Origin of the sequence: Lysobacter sp. OAE881, assembly GCF_040546665.1 — a bacterium.
In the GTDB taxonomy this organism is placed as follows: Bacteria; Pseudomonadota; Gammaproteobacteria; order Xanthomonadales; family Xanthomonadaceae; genus Lysobacter_J; species Lysobacter_J soli.
In genome coordinates this window covers 1285691-1304710 of sequence record NZ_JBEPOG010000001.1, presented here as the reverse complement: position 1 = coordinate 1304710, position 19020 = coordinate 1285691, and the positions used below count along the sequence as shown (strand labels likewise).

The 19020-nt window shown below is 68.3% G+C and carries 15 protein-coding genes; 8 read left to right on the top strand and 7 right to left on the bottom strand.

Going from position 1 to position 19020, the window contains the following annotated elements:
* Positions 1–163: 163 nt before the first annotated feature.
* The gene (locus ABIE51_RS06100) at positions 164–1627 is read right to left on the bottom strand and encodes a bifunctional 2-methylcitrate dehydratase/aconitate hydratase (protein ID WP_192630057.1); all 1464 of its coding nucleotides are present in this window, start codon (positions 1625–1627) and stop codon (positions 164–166) included.
* 142 nt (positions 1628–1769) lie between these two features.
* Here ABIE51_RS06100 and ABIE51_RS06095 point away from each other — a divergent pair, with 142 nt between their 5' ends.
* Entirely contained in the window at positions 1770–2561 is a 792-nt protein-coding gene (locus ABIE51_RS06095; RefSeq protein ID WP_354503647.1) for a DODA-type extradiol aromatic ring-opening family dioxygenase, read from the top strand.
* 150 nt (positions 2562–2711) lie between these two features.
* On the opposite strand, the gene ABIE51_RS06090 is transcribed toward ABIE51_RS06095, so the two are convergent.
* On the bottom strand, positions 2712–3617 hold the full coding sequence (locus tag ABIE51_RS06090) for a LysR family transcriptional regulator (protein ID WP_192630056.1): 906 nt from the start codon (positions 3615–3617) through the stop codon (positions 2712–2714).
* A gap of 115 nt (positions 3618–3732) precedes the next feature.
* Here ABIE51_RS06090 and ABIE51_RS06085 point away from each other — a divergent pair, with 115 nt between their 5' ends.
* The 3 genes from ABIE51_RS06085 (at position 3733) to ABIE51_RS06075 (ending at position 7203) form a co-directional block, all read left to right on the top strand.
* Positions 3733–4977, top strand: a complete 1245-nt coding sequence (locus ABIE51_RS06085; RefSeq protein WP_354503645.1) for an MFS transporter — start codon at positions 3733–3735, stop codon at positions 4975–4977.
* A 146-nt stretch (positions 4978–5123) separates the two neighbouring features.
* Entirely contained in the window at positions 5124–6149 is a 1026-nt protein-coding gene (locus ABIE51_RS06080; protein WP_192631611.1) for an aldo/keto reductase, read from the top strand.
* A 34-nt stretch (positions 6150–6183) separates the two neighbouring features.
* Positions 6184–7203, top strand: coding sequence for a zinc-binding alcohol dehydrogenase family protein (locus ABIE51_RS06075; RefSeq protein WP_192630054.1), 1020 nt, complete (start codon positions 6184–6186; stop codon positions 7201–7203).
* A 471-nt stretch (positions 7204–7674) separates the two neighbouring features.
* Here ABIE51_RS06075 and ABIE51_RS06070 read toward each other — a convergent pair whose 3' ends face one another.
* Genes ABIE51_RS06070 through ABIE51_RS06055 form a run of 4 tightly spaced genes read right to left on the bottom strand, consistent with a single transcriptional unit; the run spans position 7675 to position 13528 of the window.
* Positions 7675–8454 carry a fructosamine kinase family protein gene (locus ABIE51_RS06070; RefSeq protein WP_354503642.1) on the bottom strand — a complete coding sequence of 260 codons (780 nt, stop codon included), beginning with the start codon at positions 8452–8454 and terminating at the stop codon, positions 7675–7677.
* Positions 8455–8464: 10 nt separating this feature from the next.
* Entirely contained in the window at positions 8465–11272 is a 2808-nt protein-coding gene (locus ABIE51_RS06065; protein WP_192630052.1) for an AAA family ATPase, read from the bottom strand.
* The gene (locus ABIE51_RS06060) at positions 11265–12008 is read right to left on the bottom strand and encodes a hypothetical protein (protein ID WP_192630051.1); all 744 of its coding nucleotides are present in this window, start codon (positions 12006–12008) and stop codon (positions 11265–11267) included. The genes ABIE51_RS06065 and ABIE51_RS06060 overlap by 8 nt, the downstream gene beginning before the upstream one ends.
* Positions 12005–13528 carry a hypothetical protein gene (locus ABIE51_RS06055; protein ID WP_192630050.1) on the bottom strand — a complete coding sequence of 508 codons (1524 nt, stop codon included), beginning with the start codon at positions 13526–13528 and terminating at the stop codon, positions 12005–12007. The genes ABIE51_RS06060 and ABIE51_RS06055 overlap by 4 nt, the downstream gene beginning before the upstream one ends.
* Positions 13529–13717: 189 nt before the next feature.
* Between ABIE51_RS06055 and ABIE51_RS06050 the strand changes: the two genes are divergently transcribed.
* The 4 genes from ABIE51_RS06050 (at position 13718) to ABIE51_RS06035 (ending at position 18381) form a co-directional block, all read left to right on the top strand.
* Positions 13718–14077, top strand: coding sequence for a YciI family protein (locus ABIE51_RS06050; protein WP_192630049.1), 360 nt, complete (start codon positions 13718–13720; stop codon positions 14075–14077).
* A 561-nt stretch (positions 14078–14638) separates the two neighbouring features.
* Positions 14639–16708, top strand: coding sequence for an oxidoreductase (locus ABIE51_RS06045; RefSeq protein ID WP_192630048.1), 2070 nt, complete (start codon positions 14639–14641; stop codon positions 16706–16708).
* A gap of 466 nt (positions 16709–17174) precedes the next feature.
* A complete protein-coding gene (locus ABIE51_RS06040) occupies positions 17175–17633 on the top strand; it encodes a cell wall hydrolase (RefSeq protein WP_115843805.1) in 459 nt (152 codons plus the stop codon).
* A gap of 136 nt (positions 17634–17769) precedes the next feature.
* Positions 17770–18381: a glutathione S-transferase N-terminal domain-containing protein gene (locus ABIE51_RS06035; protein ID WP_115843807.1), complete on the top strand. Its 612-nt coding sequence runs from the start codon at positions 17770–17772 to the stop codon at positions 18379–18381.
* Positions 18382–18447: 66 nt separating this feature from the next.
* Here the strand turns inward: ABIE51_RS06035 and ABIE51_RS06030 are convergent, their stop codons facing one another.
* A complete protein-coding gene (locus tag ABIE51_RS06030) occupies positions 18448–19002 on the bottom strand; it encodes a hypothetical protein (RefSeq protein WP_192630047.1) in 555 nt (184 codons plus the stop codon).
* Positions 19003–19020: the final 18 nt, after the last annotated feature.

The following is a 19020-nucleotide window of genomic DNA, read 5'->3' as shown; positions in this document are numbered from 1 at the left end:
AATCGGGAACAGCGTCTGCGTGGTCCCCCTGCATTCCATGGAGGACGGCCGCCCTAACGACGCCATCGACGCGGAGGTTAAGTTTGCCTATGTGAAAGCGGTGTTAACGGTGAACTAACAAACGCACAAGTTCCCGCACGCATTTTTTGCGCTACGCGATGGTTCACTTCTTGAACAACGACATGAACTGCGTGATCGGCATCGCGTCGAATCCGCCCGGCGAGGAAGCCAGCGTCATCAACGTTCGCGCTTGTATTTCAGGGAGTTTCGACGCGATCGCGCTTTCGAACTTCTTCATCAGGACAGCCATCCCCTCGTCGCGTCGACGGCGATGGCCGATCGGATAGTCGATCGAAACCTTCGGTGTCGATGCGCCGTCCTTGAAATGCACCTGGACGCTATTGCCGATATACCGTTTGTCGGGATCGAAGTACTCCTGGGTAAACCGGGGGTTTTCCATCACCACGGTGCGCCCGCGCAGCAGGTCGATGCGCGGATCGGCGGCCACGGCGTCGGTGTAGTCCTGCGCGGTCAAACGGCCAAACAGCAGCGGCACGGCCACCATGTACTGGATGCAGTGGTCGCGGTCGGCGTAGTTCGCCAGCGGCCCGGTCTTGTCGATGATGCGAAGCGCGGCCTGCTGGGTTTCGATGACGATCCGCTCGACCGATTCGCCCCCGTCGCGCCCGATCCTCGGGGCGACCAGCGGATGCAGCTGCATCGCGCATTCCACCGCGGTCTGCGCATGGAATTCGGCGGGATAGCTGATCTTGAACAGCACGTTCTCCATGACGTAGCTGCCGAAGTCGCGTTCGAACTCGAAGGGCTTTCCGCCGAAGGCGACGTCGTAGAACCCCCACGTGGGCGCGGTGAGCGCACTCGGATAACCGACGACGCCCTTCATCGCATTGAGCGCATGGATTACCGCGCGCCGACACGCGTCGCCGGCGGCCCAGCTCTTGCGCGGCCCGGTGTTGGGCGCATGCCGGTACGTGCGCAGCGCGCCGTTGTCGATCCAGCTCTGCGAGATCGCGGTGACGATCTGGTCGCGACTGCCGCCCAACATCGCCGTCGCCACGGCGGTGGACGCCAGCCGCACGAGGATCACATGGTCGAGCCCGACGCGGTTGAACGCATTCTTCAGCGCGTAGCAGCCCTGGATCTCGTGCGCCTTGATCGCCCAGCCGAGCACGTCGCGCACCGTCATCGGCGCCCTGCCCTGCGCGATCGCCTGCTGGCCGAGGTAATCGGCGACGGCGAGGATCGCGCCGAGGTTGTCGGACGGATGGCCCCATTCGGCGGCGAGCCAGGTGTCGTTGAAATCCAGCCAGCGGATCTGCGTGCCGATGTTGTAGGCGGCCTGCGCGGGATCGAGTTCGAACGCGGTGTACGGCACGCGCGCGCCGTCGCGAAGTTCCGCGCCGGGCACGAGCGGCCCGAGATGGTTGACGCATTGCTCGTGATCCATCGCCAGCGCGGCGCACGCGAGCGAATCGAGCAGCATGAAGCGCGCGGTCTCGTAGGCCTCGCGCGAACCCACGTCGGATCGCACCACGTAATCGGCCACTTGCGTCATCGCCTCGTCAGGCGGCGGACGGACGGCGGAACGGACTTGGGCGAGGCTCATGCGCGGCTCCATGCGACGACCACGACGAAGGCGCCCATCGTCGTCCACTCCGCGCGCGCCCGCCGTGAACAGTCCGTGCGCGAAACGGACCGGGCCGCCGCGCGTGCTTGGAAATCGGCTGGATCGGGCTCAAGTTGTGGGTATGGACGCTTCCATTCGCCTGCCCAGCCTGTTCCTCTCCCACGGTTCGCCGATGCTCGCCGTGCAGGATTCGCCCGCCGGCCGCTTCCTCGACGGCCTCGGCACGTCGTTGCCATGGCCAAAGGCGATCGTCGTGGCCTCGGCGCATTTCACGACGGCCCAGCCGATGGTCGGCGCTGCAGTCCGGCCGGACACCGTGCACGACTTCGGCGGTTTCCCGCCCGAGCTGTACGAACTGCGCTATCCGGCACCCGGCGCGCCCGATCTTGCGGCATCGATCGCCCAGCGCCTGGCCGATGCCGGACTTCCCGCGCGTGTTCGCGAGAACCACGGACTCGACCATGGCGTGTGGGTGCCGCTGCGACGCATGTACCCGCAGGCCGATATTCCGGTGGTGCCGCTGTCGGTGATGCCGCATGGCGATGCCGCGCAACACGTCGCGCTTGGACGCGCGCTCGCACCGCTGCGCGACGAAGGCGTGCTCGTGATCGGTTCCGGTGGTTTCGTGCACAACCTGGGCGAACTGGACTGGCGCCACGCCGATGCGCCGCTCACGCCGTGGGCGGACGAGTTCGCGCAGTGGATGCGCGCGAAGCTCGAAGCGCGCGATGTCGATGCATTGATCGACTGGCAGTCGCAGGCGCCGCACGCACGACGCGCGCATCCGACGGTGGAGCACCTGATGCCGCTGTTCGTCGCGCTCGGCGCGGGTGGCGAGGATGCGGGCGTGCGGACGCTGCATCGTTCGCATGAGTTCGGATCGCTCGCGCTGGATGCGTTTGCGTTTGAGTGAGCGTGGCTGCTCAGGCGGCCCTCTTGCGTGGCTTGGCGAACGCCTGCATCGCGGCCATCCATCGCGCAACGTTGCAGAATGCTGAGACCCCGGCCCGGCCATCCATGGCAGGTGGGCTAGCAGGCGCGCGAGGCAATGCCTCGCAAGCGCCTACTCACCCCAAGGCGGATCCACGAACTTCCCCGCCAGGAAATCCACGAATGCCCTCACACGCGGCGGCACGAGTCGCCGCTGCGGCATGACCGCGTAGATGCCGCTGTCCACGATTGGATAGTCCGCCAGCACCTGCACCAGACGGCCTTCGCGCAGATCGCGCACGACGTGCCAGCTCGAGTGGATCGCGATGCCCATGCCCGCGACGACGGCATCGCGCACGATCTCGCCGTAGTTGGTTTCCATGCGTCCGCGCACGCGCACGACGATCTCGCCGCCCGCGCCATCGCCGAAACGCCACACGTCCTGCCGCCCCTGGCTGCCGACGAGCAGCACGCATTCGTGATCGGCCAGCTCCTGCGGCGTGCGCGGCGTGCCGTGCCTGCGCAGGTACTCGGGCGACGCGCACAGCACGCGATGGTTCACCGCGAGCTTGCGCGCGACGAGCGTGGAATCGTCGAGCGCGCCGATGCGGATCGCCAGGTCGAACCCGGAACTCACCAGGTCGACCATCTGGTCGGTGAGGTGGATGCTGAGCTTCACGCGCCGATGCAGCGCGAGGAACTCGGGCAGCAGCGGCGACAGGTACTGCCGACCGAAGGACGCCGACGCGGTGACGCGCAAGGTGCCGCTGACGTCCACGCCGGCCTGGCGCAGGCCGCCGGTGAGCGCCTCCAGGTCCTCGACCAGCGGGCGGCCCTGCTCGGCCAGCGCCGCGCCTTCGGGCGTGGCATGAAGGCGCCGCGTGGTCCGGTGCAGCAGGCGCACGCCGAGGTCGCGCTCCAGCCGCTTCAGGCGCTGGCTGGCCACGGCGACCGACAGGTCCAGGCTGCGGGCGGCGGCGCTGATCGAGCCCAGATCGAGCACGCGCAGGAACAGGGCGATGTCGCCGATGCGGTCCACGGCGGGCTCCTTCGTCGATTATCAACGATCGGTTGAAACTGATTAGTCATCCTGCCGGTTCTCGCAGAAGATGCAAGCGCCTAGCCTGCCGTCCTTTCCTCCCGGACCTGCCGCCTTGGCCGCTACTCCCCTTCCCGCTTCCTCCGCCGCCCCGGCTGGCCGCCTGCCGCTGGCGCTGTACGCGCTGACGGCCGGCTCGTTCGGCATCGGCTGCGCCGAGTTCGTGATCATGGGCCTGCTGCTGCAGGTCGCCGCGGACCTCCATGTGTCGATCGCCGCCGCCGGCATGCTCGTGTCGGGCTACGCGCTGGGCGTGTTCGCCGGCGCGCCGATCCTGACGCTGCTGACGCGCCGCATGCCGCGCAAGGCCGTGCTGCTCGCGCTGATGGGCATCTACACCGTCGGCAACCTCGCCTGCGCGCTCGCGCCGGACTACACGACGCTGATGATCGCCCGCGTGGTCACCTCGCTCACGCACGGCACGTTCTTCGGCGTCGGTGCGGTCGTCGCGACGGGTCTGGTGCCGGCCGAACGCAAGGCGTCCGCCATTTCGATCATGTTCTCCGGCCTGACGCTCGCGACGCTGCTCGGCATGCCCGCCGGCGCGTGGCTCGGGTTGCATTTCGGCTGGCGCTCGACGTTCTGGGCGATGAGCCTCGTCGGCCTCGTCTCGCTCGCCGTGATCGCGCTGCTGGTGCCGCGTAGCCGGGACACGAGCGAACCCGCACCGCTGCGCGAGGAACTGGCGACGATCGCGCGTCCGCAGGTGTTGCTCGGCCTGCTTATGACGATGCTCGGCTTCGCCGGCGTGTTCGTCGTGATCACCTACGTGCAGCCGTTGCTGACGAAGCTCACCGGTTTTTCCGATGCGGCCGTGTCGCCGATCCTGCTGGTGTTCGGCGGTGGCATGGTCGCGGGCAACCTGCTCGGCGGGCGCCTCGCTGATCGCCGGGCGACGCCCGCGCTGCTCGGCACGCTGTTCGCGCTCGCCGCGGTGCTGGCGCTGATGAGCTTCGTGCTCCACAGCCCGGTGCTGATGGTCGCCTTCGTCGGCCTGCTCGGCGTCGCCGCGTTCGCCACCGTGTCGCCGTTGCAATTGCGCGTGCTCGGTTTCGCCGAAGGCGCGGGCCAGAACCTGGCGTCGAGCTTCAACATCGCCGCGTTCAACCTCGGCAATGCGATCGGCGCGTGGCTCGGCGGCACCGTGATCGAACATGGCCCGGGCCTTGCCACGATCACGTGGGTCGCCTCGCTGGTGACCGTGGCCGGACTGCTCGTCGCACTGTGGAGCGTGCGGATCGAGCGGCGCGCCGCGCGCGTCGACGACCTTCCCCGCGACTGCGCGGCGGAAGCGGCGTGACGCCCACCGCTCGCATGGACTGAAACAACGAGTGCACGCCGCGTAAGCGCCTCGCCTGTCAGGCTCGACGATCACGCGGCTGGCCCTCGCCCTTTCCACCCTCTCCCATGCGGAAGAGGGACATGAAAAAACAAGAGGATCCATCGATGGAAACCCGTTACCTCGGCAATTCCGGCCTTCGCGTTCCCGCACTGAGCTTCGGCACCGGCACGTTCGGCGGCAAGGGGCAGCTGTTCGGTTCGTGGGGCAATACTGATGTCGCCGAGGCCTCGCGGCTGATCGACATCTGCTTGGATGCCGGCCTCAACCTGTTCGACAGCGCCGACGTGTACTCCGGCGGCATGGCCGAAAGCATCCTCGGCGAAGCGATCAAGGGCCGCCGCGACAAGGTGCTGATCTCGACCAAAGCGACGTTCCGCTTCGACGAGAACGATCCCAACGGCGTCGGGTCGTCGCGCTTCCACCTGCTGCGCACGATCGACGCGCAGCTCAAGCGCCTGGGCACCGACTACATCGACCTGTTCCAGCTGCACGGCTTCGATGCGAAGACGCCGGTGGAGGAAACGCTGCGCACGCTCGACGATCTCGTGCGCGCGGGCAAGATCCGCTATCTCGGCGTGTCGAACTTCTCCGGCTGGCACCTGATGAAATCGCTCGCCGTCGCCGACCGTTACGGCTGGACGCGCTACGTCGCCAACCAGGCGTACTACTCGCTGATCGGACGCGATTACGAGTGGGAGCAGATGCCGCTCGGCCTCGACCAGGGCGTCGGCGGCGTGATCTGGAGCCCGCTCGGCTGGGGCCGCCTCACCGGCAAGATCCGTCGCGGCCAGCCGCGCCCGGAAGTGAGCCGACTGCCGGGCAGCTCGGACTTCGGTCCGCCGGTGGACGAGGAGCGCCTGTATCGCGTCGTCGATGCGCTCGACAGGATTGCGGAGGAGACGGGCAAGACCGTGCCGCAGATCGCGCTCAACTGGCTGCTGCAGCGTCCGACCGTGTCGACGATCGTGATCGGCGCGCGCAACGAGGAGCAGCTGAAGCAGAACCTCGGCGCGGTGGGCTGGAACCTCACACCCGAACAGGTGGCCGTGCTCGACGAAGCCAGCGCCATAACGCCGGCCTATCCGTACTGGCACCAGCGCACGTTCGAGCGCAATCCGTCGCCGGTGTGATGCGCCCACTTCTTTCTGTCCCTCAGGAAACCCCATGAAAGCCGTCGCCCTCACCCGCTATCTCCCCATCGACGATCCGCAGTCGCTCGTCGACGTCGAACTTCCCGATCCCGCCGCGCCCACCGGCTTCGATCTGCTCGTGCGCGTCGAAGCGGTGTCGGTGAATCCCGTCGACACAAAGGTGCGTTCGCCCAAGCCGCAAGTCGAAGCCCACCCGAAGGTGCTCGGTTATGACGCGGCCGGTGTCGTCGAAGCCGTCGGCGACAAGGTCACCGGCTTCAAGCCCGGCGATCGCGTGTACTACGCCGGAGACATCACGCGGCCGGGCAGCAACGCGCAGCTGCAGCTGGTGGATTCGCGCATCGTCGCGATCGCACCCAAGACGCTCGATGCGGCGCAGGCCGCGGCCTTGCCGCTCACCGCGCTCACCGCGTGGGAACTGCTGTTCCAGCGCATGCCGTTCGATTCCGAGCACGGCGGCAAGGGCAAGTCGCTGCTGATCATCGCCGGCGCGGGCGGCGTGGGTTCGATCGCGATCCAGCTCGCACGTCGCGCGGGTTTCACCGTCATCGCCACCGCGTCGCGCGAAGACACCATCGCGTGGTGTCGCGAACTCGGCGCGCAGCACGTCATCGACCATCGCAAGCCGCTGCACCCGCAGCTGAAGGCGTTGGGTTTCGAAACCGTCGATGCCGCGCTGAATCTCTACGACACCAATCGGTACTGGGAAGAGCTCGGCGAGATCCTCGCGCCGCAGGGCCACGTCGGCCTGATCGTCGAACCGAAGGAACCGGTGCGCCTGGGCGACCCGTACAAGTTCAAGTGCATTGGCATCCATTGGGAAATGATGTTCGGCCGCCCGCGCTACCAGACGCCGGACATGGACGAACAGGGCCGCATCCTCGCGCGCGTCGCCGAGCTGATCGACGCAGGCGAACTGCGTGGCACGCATCGCGACACGCTCTCGCCGATCAACGCCGAAAACCTGCGCGAGGCGCATCATCGGCTGGAGTCGGGAACGACAATCGGGAAGCTGGTGCTCGCGGGTTGGTGAAGCGTTACCCCTCTGCCCTCGGCGACTGAAGGGAGTCCAGAGCTGAGGGGTTTACGTGAGGGTCGGGGCGCGCGATGTCGTGACGCTGACGTCGCTCCCTACCGCACAAGTGAGCAGCGCACTTGGATCAGACCTCACCGCGACGTTGCCCCGGGTGCGCTTCGCTCACCCGGGCCACAACAGCCGCACTCCACGTCCGGGACCACCATGACGGTGATGTGGTTCACCGCCGTCGAAGTACCCGCGCGTTACGGGCCTGGATCCCGGCTTTCGCCGGGATCACGGTGATGTGGTTCACCGCTGCCCGAGTGCCCGGATGTTAAGGGCCTGGGTCCCGGCTTTCGCCGGGATGACGATGATGTGGCTTACCGCTGCCGGAGTGCCCGGCTGTTAGGGCCTGGGTCACGGCTTTCGCCGGGATGACGGTGTCCGTGTGACTGAATACTGCCGGCAGCTGCCGCGCAGCGAAGATCACCCGAACCGCTGCAACACATCCCGCACACCACCCAGATAGCTCCCACCAAACAGATTCAGGTGGTTGAGCAGGTGGTACAGGTTGTAGACCGGCGCGCGCTCACGCCAATCTGGCGCAGGTTTCGCAGCAGCGTCGTACGCACGCCAGAACGCATCCGGCGGCGAACCGAACAGCGTGAGCATCGCCAGCTCCGACTCGGCCCAGCCGAAGTGCACCGCGCCCGCGTCGATCAACGCTGGCGTGCCGTCGGCGCAGCAATGCAGGTTGCCGAGCCATAGATCGCCGTGCAGCAACGATGCCGGCTGCTGGGGAATCAGCTCACGAAGTCGCGAGCACACACGTTCGACCGCGTCCATGCCTTCGGCAGTGAGATGCCCGCCCTCCAGAGCGCGACGCGCCTGCGGACGCAGACGGTGCTCGGCGAAGAACGTCCACCCATCGTCCGTCCACGGATTGGCCTGCGGCGTCGGGCCGCAGAAGCCATCGCGCTTGAAACCGAACCGCGCATTGCGCAACGCGTGCTGCGCGGCGAGGCCTTCGCCGGCGAGCGTCCAGAACTTTTCCTTCGGCGTACCTTCGCCGAGGTCTTCCAGCACCAGCCGTTCCGGTTCCAGCGCGAGCACGCGAGGCACGCGCATCGCACCTGCGCCGGCCAGCGTCGCCAGGCCCGTCGCTTCGGCGGTGAAGAACTCCGCTGGTGCGCCGGGCCAGCGCTTCACGACGACCGCAAGGTTGCGGTACGTCGTGTGCTGGATCTGCTGACGGCCGTTCGTCACGCGCGTCGCCTCACGCCGCCTGCGCGTCGTCGCGACGGTCGCGCTTGAGCACCGCGACGGGTTCCGCCCATGCATTGCCGCCGCGACGCTTGCTCGTCGCCAGCACCAGGTCGGACGGCTCGAACACGTTGAGGTTGTGCGTGATCGGCGTGGTCAGGATGTACTGCGCGTCGGTCGAACGCAGGAAGCGGCCGACCTTTTCGATGTTGAACACGTCCAGGTGCGCGAACGGTTCGTCGATGAAGACGAAGCCGCCCGGCTGGTCCTCGTCGCGCAGCAGCCCGACGAGCAGCAGCAGCGACTTCATTACCTGCTGGCCGCCCGACGCTTCGCCGTCGTCCAGCCCGATCCAGCCCTTGCGGTCGAAGTCGAACTTCACCGTGAGCCCCGCCTGCGCGAGCGCGACATCCTCGTTCACCAGCTCGGGCATTTCGACATCGACGCCGATGCCGGCGAGTTCGCCCAGCGCCGCGAGGTTCTTCTTGTAACGGCGCACCGTGGCGCGCAACACGTTGATGTACGCGCCGCGCGCTTCCTCGGTGATACGGCGCGCGCGATGCAGGTGCGCCTCGCGCTTGCCGATGGTCGATTCCAGCCCGTCGTGGTCGGCGGCGAACTTGTCGCGCAGCGCGATGCAGCCTTCGTCCTCGATGTACCCGCCGCGCTGCAGGCGCTCGTCGATGCGTTCCAGCTCGCGCCGCACGGCGCCCGCGCTTTCGTATTCCTCGCGCGCCTGGCGCAAGGCGTCGGCGCTGCGCCACGCGTGCGGCATCAGCGCGCGCTTGCGGCGGAACTCGACGATGCGCTGCACCAGCTGCTGGCGTTCCTGCGCGATCTGCTGCGCGCGCTCGCGCACTTCGTTGTCGAGCGAACGGATCTCGCCCGCGCGTGTGGCATCGGCGATGCTTTCGGCCTTGTCTTCCGCTTCAAGCCCATCAAGGCGGGAACGCGCCTCCGACAGCGCCACCGCCGCCTGCTGCGCGGCTTCGGCCATCGCGGGAAGTCGTTCGGCGGCGTCGGCGAATTCCGCTGCACGCGTGACCAGTTCCTGACCGGCGTCGAGGCCGAGCAGTCGCGCCTGCTCTGCATCGACGCGCTTGCCCAGCTCGCTCAGTTCGTCCTCGCGCGCATGCGCACGCTGCTGGATGTCGATCTGCTCGGCGCGCAGTTCGTCCAGTCGCGCCTGCCGCGCGCCGCTGCCGAAATGCGGTGCGCCGCCGCCGATGTGGCGACCGCCGCGATGTTCGCGCAGGTAGCCCTTCAGCGTGATCCAGTCCTGCCCCTTCGGCAGGCGACGGCCGTCCTCGATGTCCTCCACGCGCTGGATCTTGTCCAGTTGCTTGGGCAGCCACGACGGCGGCTCGGCGGAGAACTTCACCACTTCCAGCAGCGAGCCCTTCGTCGCCTTCTCCACCGGCGTGCGCGTGGACACCACGAAGTGGCGATACTGCATCTTCTCGCCCAGCTTCCACGCCGCACCTTCGTCGCGCGGATTCTCCAGCACGATGAGGTGGCGATACGGCGCCAGCACGGCTTCCACCGCGACCGACCACTTCGGATCGACAATGTCGACCAGTTCGGTGAGCACGCGGTGTTCGATGCCCGCGTTGTCGAGCGCGGTGCGGAAATCGCGCTCGAACGGCTCGACGATGCGTCCGCCACCGCTGAGCGCCGCGACCTGCGCGGCGATTTCGCCGGTGCGCTGGCGATCGCGTTCGGCTTCCAGCTTCAGTTCGGCCTGACGGCGGCGGCCTTCTTCCACGCGACGGCTGAGCGCTTCGACGTCCACCGCGCCGCGCTGCGCCTGCACGCGCGCGAGTTCGTCGCGACGGCGCACCAGCATCTCGGCATCGCGCGCGTGATCGCGCGCGGCGGTGAATTCGGTTTCGCAGGCACGCACGTCGGCGCGGGCGCGTTCGATCGCCGCGCGCAGTTCGTCACGTTGACCGACGGCGTTGGCTTCACGCGTGCGGAGGTTGTCGAACACGCGTTCGCGTTCGCGCAGCGCGCGGCGCAGGCCGGTCAGGCGCGGACGTGCGCCTTCCAGCGTGGCGCGCAGGTCGGCCAGCTCGATCTTCGGCGCGATTTCGGCCTGCAGTCGCTGGCGCTGGTTGCGCAGCGCCTGGCCTTCCTCGAACGAACGCACGTCCACGCGCGCCGACTCGAGCTTGAAATGCAGCTCGCCCAGGCCGTGGCGCAGTTGTTCGATTTCCTTCTCGACGTCGAGCTGTTCGCTCTTGGCGCGCTGGTAGTCGTCCAGCACCGCCTTGTCCTCGAACACGTCGAACACCAGCTGCAGCAGTTCGCGCGGCGAAAGCTGGCAGAGCTTGTCGGTGGCGCCCTGCTCCAGCGTGAGCACGCGGCAGATCGCGCGCGTGAGTCCGGCGCCGGCAAGCCGCACGCGGTAGTCGCGCACGCCGAGCCATTCGCCGCCGGTTTCGATCTGTTCGACCGGCACGTCGCCGGCGAGGATCTGGTAATCGCGCGACCAGTCGCCGCCGCGCTTGCGGATGCGGCATGCGAGCGTGACGGTCTCGTCCTTGATCGGGAAGAACGGACGACCGCCGCGGCGATCCGGACGATTGCTCACCACCGCGCGCAGCCACGCCTGGCCCTTGCCGTTGTGGCGCAGGTAGGTCTTGTAGTCGCGCGCGGTTTCGCGATCCTCGATGGCGAGCAGCGTGCGCAGCGCGTCGAGCAGCGTCGTCTTGCCCGAACCGTTCGGGCCGACCACGGTGATGACCGAGGCATCGAGCGGCAGCTGGAAACGCTGCCAGTAATCCCAGTGCACGACTTCCAGGCTGCGGAACTCAAACATCGGCCTGCGCCTCTTCAGTGGTGTCGCTGCTTTCGTGGAGGTCGTCGTCGAGCGGTGCGTCGTACGCATCGTCGTCGAGACTGTCGGCGTTGGCCGCCTGCGTCGCGCGGGCCTGTTCGACGACAAACGACAGCGCGCCATTCATCACGCGGCTGGCGATGCGTTCGTAATCGAAGGCGAGATCCAGCAGCGGGCCTTCGGCAATGCGTTCCTTGCGGCGCACGATGAAGCCGTGTCGCTGCAATGCGCCGAGTGAAAGATTGATGCGGAACTTGCCGCCGAGCTTGTCGCCGAAGTCGGCCACGAGCGTGCGTTCGTTGATCGGTTCGACCATGTCCTGCCCGACGGGCACCGGTTTGAGTTCGGCGAACATCTGCTCCTGGTCCTGCTGGCGTTCGCTTTCCTGCCGCGCGATCTGGCGCTGGCGCTTGGGCAGCACCAGCAGCGACCACAGCACGACCAGCAGCGCGAGCGCGTCGCGGTCGAGTTGCAGGTTGCTCGCGGCCCACGCGCGCGCACTGCCGAAGACGTCGTTTTCCTGTGCGCGCGCCACGCCGACGGCGACGTGCGCGGCGAAGGGATGTTCGAGCAGCCGCAGGCCGGCACCGGCGAGGCGGCGATCGAGTTCATCGCGCAGTTCGGCGTCGACCAGGACCTGGCGCACCGCGTGGTCGTCGCGCGGCAGCCAGCGCTCGGCGAGCAGGCGGGCGATGAGGGTGGCGGTGGGATCGCTCATGGGGTTTCCGTTGTTGCGGCGGATTTTTTCTTCCGCTTTGGTTTCTGCTTCGGCTCGTCATTCCCGCGAACGCGGGAATCCAGTGTCTTCGCCTTCGGCGAGCTTGCAGGCCTCAAGTCGCTGGATCCCCGCCTTCGCGGGGATGACGCAGAGGGGGCGGCCGCGTCGTGGGCTTCGGGAGAGTGCTCGTTTTCGACGTCGGTCGCCTCGGCTCCGTCGCTCGTCACGATGGCTTCGACGTCCGCACCCTCCGCCTTCCCCGTCAGCCACGCCCGGCTCATGTACGCCACGCCCGCGCGGTTGACCTGCTCGAACTGCGTGCCGACCTTCCAGCGCAGCGGCAGCTGGGCGATCGATGCGCTGACGCCGTTGCGGTTTTCCGCGCCGGGGTCGCCGATCAAGCCCAGCAGCGACAACCGGTACGCGCTGACCGCGAAGCCGTCCTGCGGCACCCAGTCGGACAGCGCCGTGTCGGCATCGCGTTCGAGCGAGGCCAGCTGCGACAGCCATTGCTCGGCGTGCGCGTAGTCGTTCTCGGCCACCGGTGCCTGCGTGTCGTCGGGCGCGTCCTGCGCGGGCGGCAGCGACGCGTCTTCCTGCGCCTCGCGCTCGCGTTCGACCAGTTCGTATTCGGCGATGTCCAATGCGATGGGCGCCAGCATGAAGGCCGGCGCGACCACGCGCGCGAGCGCATCGTCCGCCAGCGCGGCGAGCGCGTCGGTGTCCATGCCGCGCAGGAACCGGTTGACGTCGGTGGACGACAGACCGCTCGCGCCGATATGCACGCGATGGCGGTCGAGCTGGTTCAGCGCACGCTGGAACACCGACGCCTGCCGCAGCATCGAACTCTGCGCGCGGCCGATCTGCTGCGCGACGCGGTGCGTGGCGGCGTCGAGTTCCTCGTCGGCGGCGATCTCCTTGACGATCGCCGTGCCCTTCTCGACCCACTGCCACACCTGCTGCAGCGTGCCGGCGGCGCGCTGGATGCGGTGCTCGGAGCCGCTGAGCACGGCCTGGTCGAAATCCTCGCGGTATTCGTTGAGGCGCGACAGCAGGTGCTGCAGGTCGTCGCCGCGCACGCGCCCCACGGCCTGGCCGGCGGCGAGTTGCGCGGTGACGTAGGCCAGCTCGTCGCCCTCGCGGTTGAACTGCAGCAGCAGGCCGATCGACGACAGCGCCTGTCTGCCGACCGGGCTGATGCGATACCGCTGCGTGTCGTTGTCCCAGCGCAGCAGGTCGTTCTCGCGCAGGCGGCCCAGCACGGTGTCGAACTTCACCGGGTCCAGGTAGGCGAAGTGGTCGCGCAACTCCTGCGGGCTCCAGTCCGGCGCGGCGCCGCGCTCGCCGATGGCGCGCAGCACCAGCAGGCGCACCATCACGCTCTCCTCGCCACCGTGGAACAGGGTCGAGAAGGCGCGCAGGAGGTCGCGGGCGGACAGGAGCGGATGCAGGTCGGGCAGGTCGGCCGCGACGATGCCGGCGCGGAGATAGTCCTGCAGGGGTGCGGAAGCGTCGTCCATACAGGACCGGAAACTACGGGTGAGCCATGGTGGGTGAGCGCCGGGCGCGAGACAACTCTTGCGCTGAGGCCTTTTTTAGGCAGTGGCGGCGACGTCCGTCGGAAGGCCCGGCGATGTCGATCCGGGGAGGCGCAATTCGTCGTACCAGGAGGGCCGGCGACCCGCCGCCCCACTGATCAGGAGCCACCGATGAAGCGATTCCTTGCCGTTTTCCTGGGCACCCCGGCCTCCCTCGACGCCTGGAAGGCCCTGCCCGAGGACGAACGCAACCGCCGCGAGCAGGACGGCATGGCTGCCTGGGGCGACTGGGTGAAGAAGCATGAGAAGGCGATCGTCGACCACGGCAGCCCGCTGGGGAAGACGAAGCGCATCGCCGCCAAGGGCATCTCGGACGTCCGCAACGAGCTGGCCGCCTGGACGGTCGTCGATGCCGAGTCCCACGAGGAGGCGGCCCGGATGTTCGAAGGCCATCCGCATTTCTCGATCTTCCCCGGCGACGCGGTGGAGGTGATGGAGTGTTTGCCGATGCCGGAGGGCGCGGGGCAGTAGACCGCGGTCTTCTTCCCTGCCTGCGCTTTGAAGCCCCTCTCCCGCGCGCGGGAGAGGGTTGGGGTGAGGGCGACGGCACGGGGACGTTTGAGTCACAGACGACAGCCACGCATGCGACAGGCGGAGGCGAGCGATTCGGCGGTACAGGCGCCTCCCCTCATCCCAACCCCTCTCCCGCAGGCGGGAGAGGGGCTTCGTCGAGCTCCGGGCTCGGCGGGTGGAGCAAAACACTCGGCGTCCCGAGCTCCGAGCTCGGCGGGTGGAGCAAAACGCCCGGCGTCCCGAGCTCCGAACTCGGCGCGCGGAGCAAAACGCTCGGAGTGCCGAGCTCCGAGCTCGGCGCGTGGAGCAAAACACTCGACCTCCCGAGCTCCGAACTCGGCGCGTGGAGCAAAACACTCGGCGTCCCGAGCTCCGAGCTCGGCGCGTGGAGCAAAACGCCCGGCGTTCCGGGCTCCAAGCCCGGCCGCGCGCGCCGTCGCCCCGCAACCCGACGAACGCGCTTGAACGCCGCCGCCATTCGCGGCATCGTGCCGGCTTCCGTACGCCAGCGTATTCAACATGACGATCGCCAACCCGGCCGGGCCGCTCCACTTCGACGAAGCGGAGCCGCATCCGCTCTATCCCCATCTGTTCGCGCCGCTGGACCTGGGCTTCTGCACCCTGCCCAACCGCGTGCTGATGGGATCGATGCACACGGGGCTGGAGGACAAGGCGGCCGACTTCCCGAAGCTCGCCGCCTACTTCGCCGAGCGCGCAGCCGGCGGCGTGGGGCTGATCGTCACCGGCGGGTTCTCGCCGAACCTCGCCGGCTGGCTCAAGCCCTTCGGCGGGACGATGCGCTTCCCGTGGGAAGTGCGCCGGCACCGGCAGGTCACCGGCGCGGTGCACGCGCACGGCGGGCGCATCTGCCTGCAGATCCTGCACGCCGGCCGCTATGGCTACAGCCCGCTGCAGGTCGCGCCGAGCCGGCTCAAGGCGCCGATCAATCCCTTTACCCCGCGCGCGCTCTCGGCCGGCGGCGTCGAGCGGCAGATCCGGGCCTTCGTGCGCAGCGCGACGATGGCGCGCGAGGCCGGCTACGACGGCGTCGAGGTCATGGGCTCGGAGGGCTACTTGCTCAACCAGTTCACCGCACCGCGCACCAATAAACGTCACGACGCGTGGGGCGGCGATGCCGCCAGGCGCATGCGCTTCGCGGTGGAGATCGTCCGCCGCATCCGCGAGGCCTGCGGGCCGGACTTCATCATCGTCTATCGCCTTTCGATGCTGGACCTGGTTGACGACGGGCTGGCGTGGGACGAGGTCGTGCAGCAGGCGAAGGCGATCGAAGCGGCCGGCGCGACGCTGATCAACACCGGCATCGGCTGGCACGAGGCGCGGGTACCGACGATCGCCACGTCGGTGCCGCGTGCGGCGTTCACCGGGATCACCGCGCGCCTGAAACCGCACGTCGGCGTGCCGCTGGTGACGACCAACCGCATCAACATGCCCGAGGTCGCCGAGGGCGTGCTCGCCCGCGGCGAGGCCGACATGGTGTCGATGGCGCGACCGCTGCTGGCCGACCCGCAGTGGGTGAACAAGGCGCGCGAGCGGCGCGCGCTCGACATCAATACATGTATCGCCTGCAACCAGGCGTGCCTGGACCACGTGTTCGAGAACAAGACCGCCAGCTGCCTGGTCAACCCGCGCGCCTGCGCCGAGACCGAACTGAACTACCTGCCGACGAAGAACCCCAAGCGCATCGCCGTGGTCGGTGCCGGTCCCGCCGGGCTCGCGGCGGCGACGGTCGCGGCCGAGCGCGGTCACCAGGTCACGCTGTTCGAAGCGACAGGCGAGATCGGCGGCCAGTTCAACCTCGCCAAGCGCATCCCCGGCAAGGAGGAGTTCCACGAGACGCTCCGCTACTTCGGCCGCAAGCTCGAACAGACCGGCGTGGACGTCCGGCTGGGCACCTACGCCGATGCCGCGATGCTGGCCGGCTTCGACGCAGTCGTGCTGGCCTCGGGCATCCGCCCGCGCGAAGTGGACTTCCCGGGCGCCGACCACGCCAAGGTCGTCAGCTATCTCGATGTGCTGACCGGCCGCGCCGTGCCGGGCCGCAGGGTGGCGGTCGTCGGCGCCGGCGGCATCGGCTTCGACGTGGCGGAGTTCCTGGTCGAACACGGCCCCAGCGCCGCGCTCGATGCCGCCCGCTGGCGCGCCGAGTGGGGCGTCGACCTGGGGTACGACGGCAACCGGGGCGGTCTCGCCGCGCCGAAGCCCGAGGCGCCCGCACGCGAGGTCTGGCTGCTGCAGCGCAGCTCCGGCCGACCCGGCGCCCGCCTGGGCAAGACGACGGGCTGGATCCATCGCGCCACGCTCAAGGCGAAGAAGGTGCGGATGCTCGGCGGCGTCGAATACCTCGGCGTGGACGACGAAGGCTTCCACGTGCGCGTGGACGGCAGCGAACAGGTGCTGCCGGTCGATCACGTGGTGATCTGCGCCGGCCAGGAACCCTTCAAGCCGCTGGCCGACGAGCTGGCTGCGAACGGCGCGACGGTGCACGTCATCGGCGGCGCGGATGTCGCCGCGGAGCTCGACGCCAAGCGCGCCATTGCCCAAGGGAGCCGCGTCGCTTCCATGCTGTAGCGAATTGCGCAGCCCTTGCTGGGCAAGGGCTGCAGGGGTGTTGCGGGCTCGACGGAGGAGCCCGCTTTCACGCTGGTACCCGGCCGGGCCGGGCTTTCCTGAATGGGCGTTCGGGTTTTGGATGGCCGGATCGCTGACCTGAATTCCGTTTACAGACAACAAGTTGCATTCGGCGGGAGAAAAATCCAGCCGGATCCCGGAGGCCCGGTCAAGCCCCCGGTATTCACCCCGTGTTTATCTTGGCGCCGCTACCTTGCGCCAACTTTTTCGGCCACCCCTCTTGGTGGCGACCCTCACCGCCCGCGCATCCAACGACCTGCGCGCGGATTTGGTGAATGGGCAAAAGCGCGCCGCAGAGTGCGCTGCCCTCCCCAGTACGCCATGCCGGCACGTGCCGTGGCCCGCCTCCCCTTCCGGGAAGCGGCCACGAAGCGGACCGGCGCAACGGAGCAAGGAGTCCGATTAGATGAAACTGGCTTGGATCCTGTGGCTGGCCTCGGTGCTTCCGCCACAAACCGCCGACTCGCTGTGCCTGAGCACCACCGTCTACCTGGAAGCGCGCGACCAGTCGGTCCGTGGCCAGAAGGCGGTCGCCGAGGTCGCCCTGCGTCGCCGCGACAGCGGGCTGTGGGGCAACACCGTCTGCGACGTGGTGACCGCGCGCAAGCAGTTCGCCCCCACTCTCGTGTCGCCGGGCACGCGCCTGAGCAACACCGATGCCTGGGCCGAGGCCGTCACCATCGCCCTCGACGCCGAACGCAACTGGGCGCTGCCGCCCGGCGAGCGCAAGGAAATCGTGCCCGGCGCGAGCCACTTCGCCGCCCACGCGATCGCCAGCCCGTCGTGGCGCACCGCGTACCAAGTGGCGACGATCGGCGATCACACCTTCTATAAGGTGCAATCGCTCAAGCCGCGTCGTTCGTAAGCGCGGCTTCTCGAACCCGGACGCGCGTCGTCCGGGTGCGTCGATGGCAATGGTCCGTTGCATGCCGCGACGTTGAGCCGCGCCCCGCGCGTCGGCCATAGTGTCGGGATTCGCTTTCCTTGAAGGGATCCCCGCAATGAAGCTCTACACCAAGCCCGGCGCGTGCTCGACCGCCGATCACATCGCGCTGCAGTGGACGGGCCAGCCGTTCCAGCTCGAGATCCTGGACAAGGAATCGATGAAGGCGCCCGCCTTCCTCGCGATCAATCCGGCCGGCGCGGTGCCGGCGATCGTCGACGGCGATTTCGTGCTGACGCAGAACGCCGCGATCATGGGCTACATCGCCGATTCCTTCCCCGAAGCCGGCCTCGCCGGCGACGGCAGCCCGCGCCAGCGCGCCGAGGCGGCCCGCTGGCTCGCCTTCGTCAATTCCGACCTGCATCCGGCCTTCAAGCCGCTGTTCGGGCCGGCGGCCTTCATCGGCGACGAGAGCCAGCACGAGGCCGTGAAGCTGGCCGCCCGCAAGCGCCTGCGCTCGCTGTTCGAATCGGCCGACCGCCAGCTGGCCGGCAAGCAGTGGCTGGCGGGCTTCCGCAGCTACGCGGACCCCTACCTCTACATCACGCTGCGCTGGGCGCAGGGCCTTTCCATCGACCTGTCGGGCCTGGACCACCTGGCCGCGTTCAAGGCACGCATGGAAGCCGATCCGGCCGTCCAGAAGGCGCTGAAGATCGAAGGCCTGGCGTAAACCCCAAACCGTGATGCGCATGAAGGCGGCCCAGGCCGCCTTCATGCGTTTAGGGCCCGGCGAAACTCAGGCCTGCGCGAGCATCCGGAAGCGGCTTTCCATTTCGGCCGCGAACGCGGAATCGCGCGCCTTGCCCAGCGCGGTGCTGAAGTCCGGCAACAGCGCCATCAGTTCGCCGACATCGGTGCAGCGTTCGACCTTCAGCTGAAGGAAGTAGCCGCGCAGGCCGAGGTGCTCGCGCACCGTGTCGGACATCAGCGTGTAGAGCGCGGAGTAACCCGAGGCTCCGGCCGAAGGCGTTGCGGCCGGTACGGCGACGGCGGGCGCGTTGTAGTCCGGCGCCGGCGCTGCGGGCGTCGGTGGACGCGCGGCATCGCGGATCGTCGCCGCGGCGGCTGCGGCCAGGCTCTGCGGCACGGCGATCAGCTTCAGCGCTTCGAGCTGCTGGAGCGCATCGTCCGGCGATTTCAGCCCCGCCATGACGCCGCGCAGCTGCGCCACGGTGCGTTGGCCGTCCACCATCAGCAGGATCGACCGGAGCCCGTTGGGCAGCTTCAGCGCGCGACTGGTGATTTCATCGCGCCCGGCATCGGTCTTGTTCGGCACTTCGTCGTCGCGCATGGTTCCCCCCGGACCATT

Coding starts and splice junctions, on each gene's coding strand:
- ABIE51_RS06100 (WP_192630057.1), bottom strand. CDS start 1,627: ATGAGCCTCGCCCAAGTCCGTTCCGCCGTCCGTCCGCCGCCTGACGAG.
- ABIE51_RS06095 (WP_354503647.1), top strand. CDS start 1,770: ATGGACGCTTCCATTCGCCTGCCCAGCCTGTTCCTCTCCCACGGTTCG.
- ABIE51_RS06080 (WP_192631611.1), top strand. CDS start 5,124: ATGGAAACCCGTTACCTCGGCAATTCCGGCCTTCGCGTTCCCGCACTG.
- ABIE51_RS06075 (WP_192630054.1), top strand. CDS start 6,184: ATGAAAGCCGTCGCCCTCACCCGCTATCTCCCCATCGACGATCCGCAG.
- ABIE51_RS06065 (WP_192630052.1), bottom strand. CDS start 11,272: ATGTTTGAGTTCCGCAGCCTGGAAGTCGTGCACTGGGATTACTGGCAG.
- ABIE51_RS06060 (WP_192630051.1), bottom strand. CDS start 12,008: ATGAGCGATCCCACCGCCACCCTCATCGCCCGCCTGCTCGCCGAGCGC.
- ABIE51_RS06055 (WP_192630050.1), bottom strand. CDS start 13,528: ATGGACGACGCTTCCGCACCCCTGCAGGACTATCTCCGCGCCGGCATC.
- ABIE51_RS06050 (WP_192630049.1), top strand. CDS start 13,718: ATGAAGCGATTCCTTGCCGTTTTCCTGGGCACCCCGGCCTCCCTCGAC.
- ABIE51_RS06045 (WP_192630048.1), top strand. CDS start 14,639: ATGACGATCGCCAACCCGGCCGGGCCGCTCCACTTCGACGAAGCGGAG.
- ABIE51_RS06040 (WP_115843805.1), top strand. CDS start 17,175: ATGAAACTGGCTTGGATCCTGTGGCTGGCCTCGGTGCTTCCGCCACAA.
- ABIE51_RS06035 (WP_115843807.1), top strand. CDS start 17,770: ATGAAGCTCTACACCAAGCCCGGCGCGTGCTCGACCGCCGATCACATC.
- ABIE51_RS06030 (WP_192630047.1), bottom strand. CDS start 19,002: ATGCGCGACGACGAAGTGCCGAACAAGACCGATGCCGGGCGCGATGAA.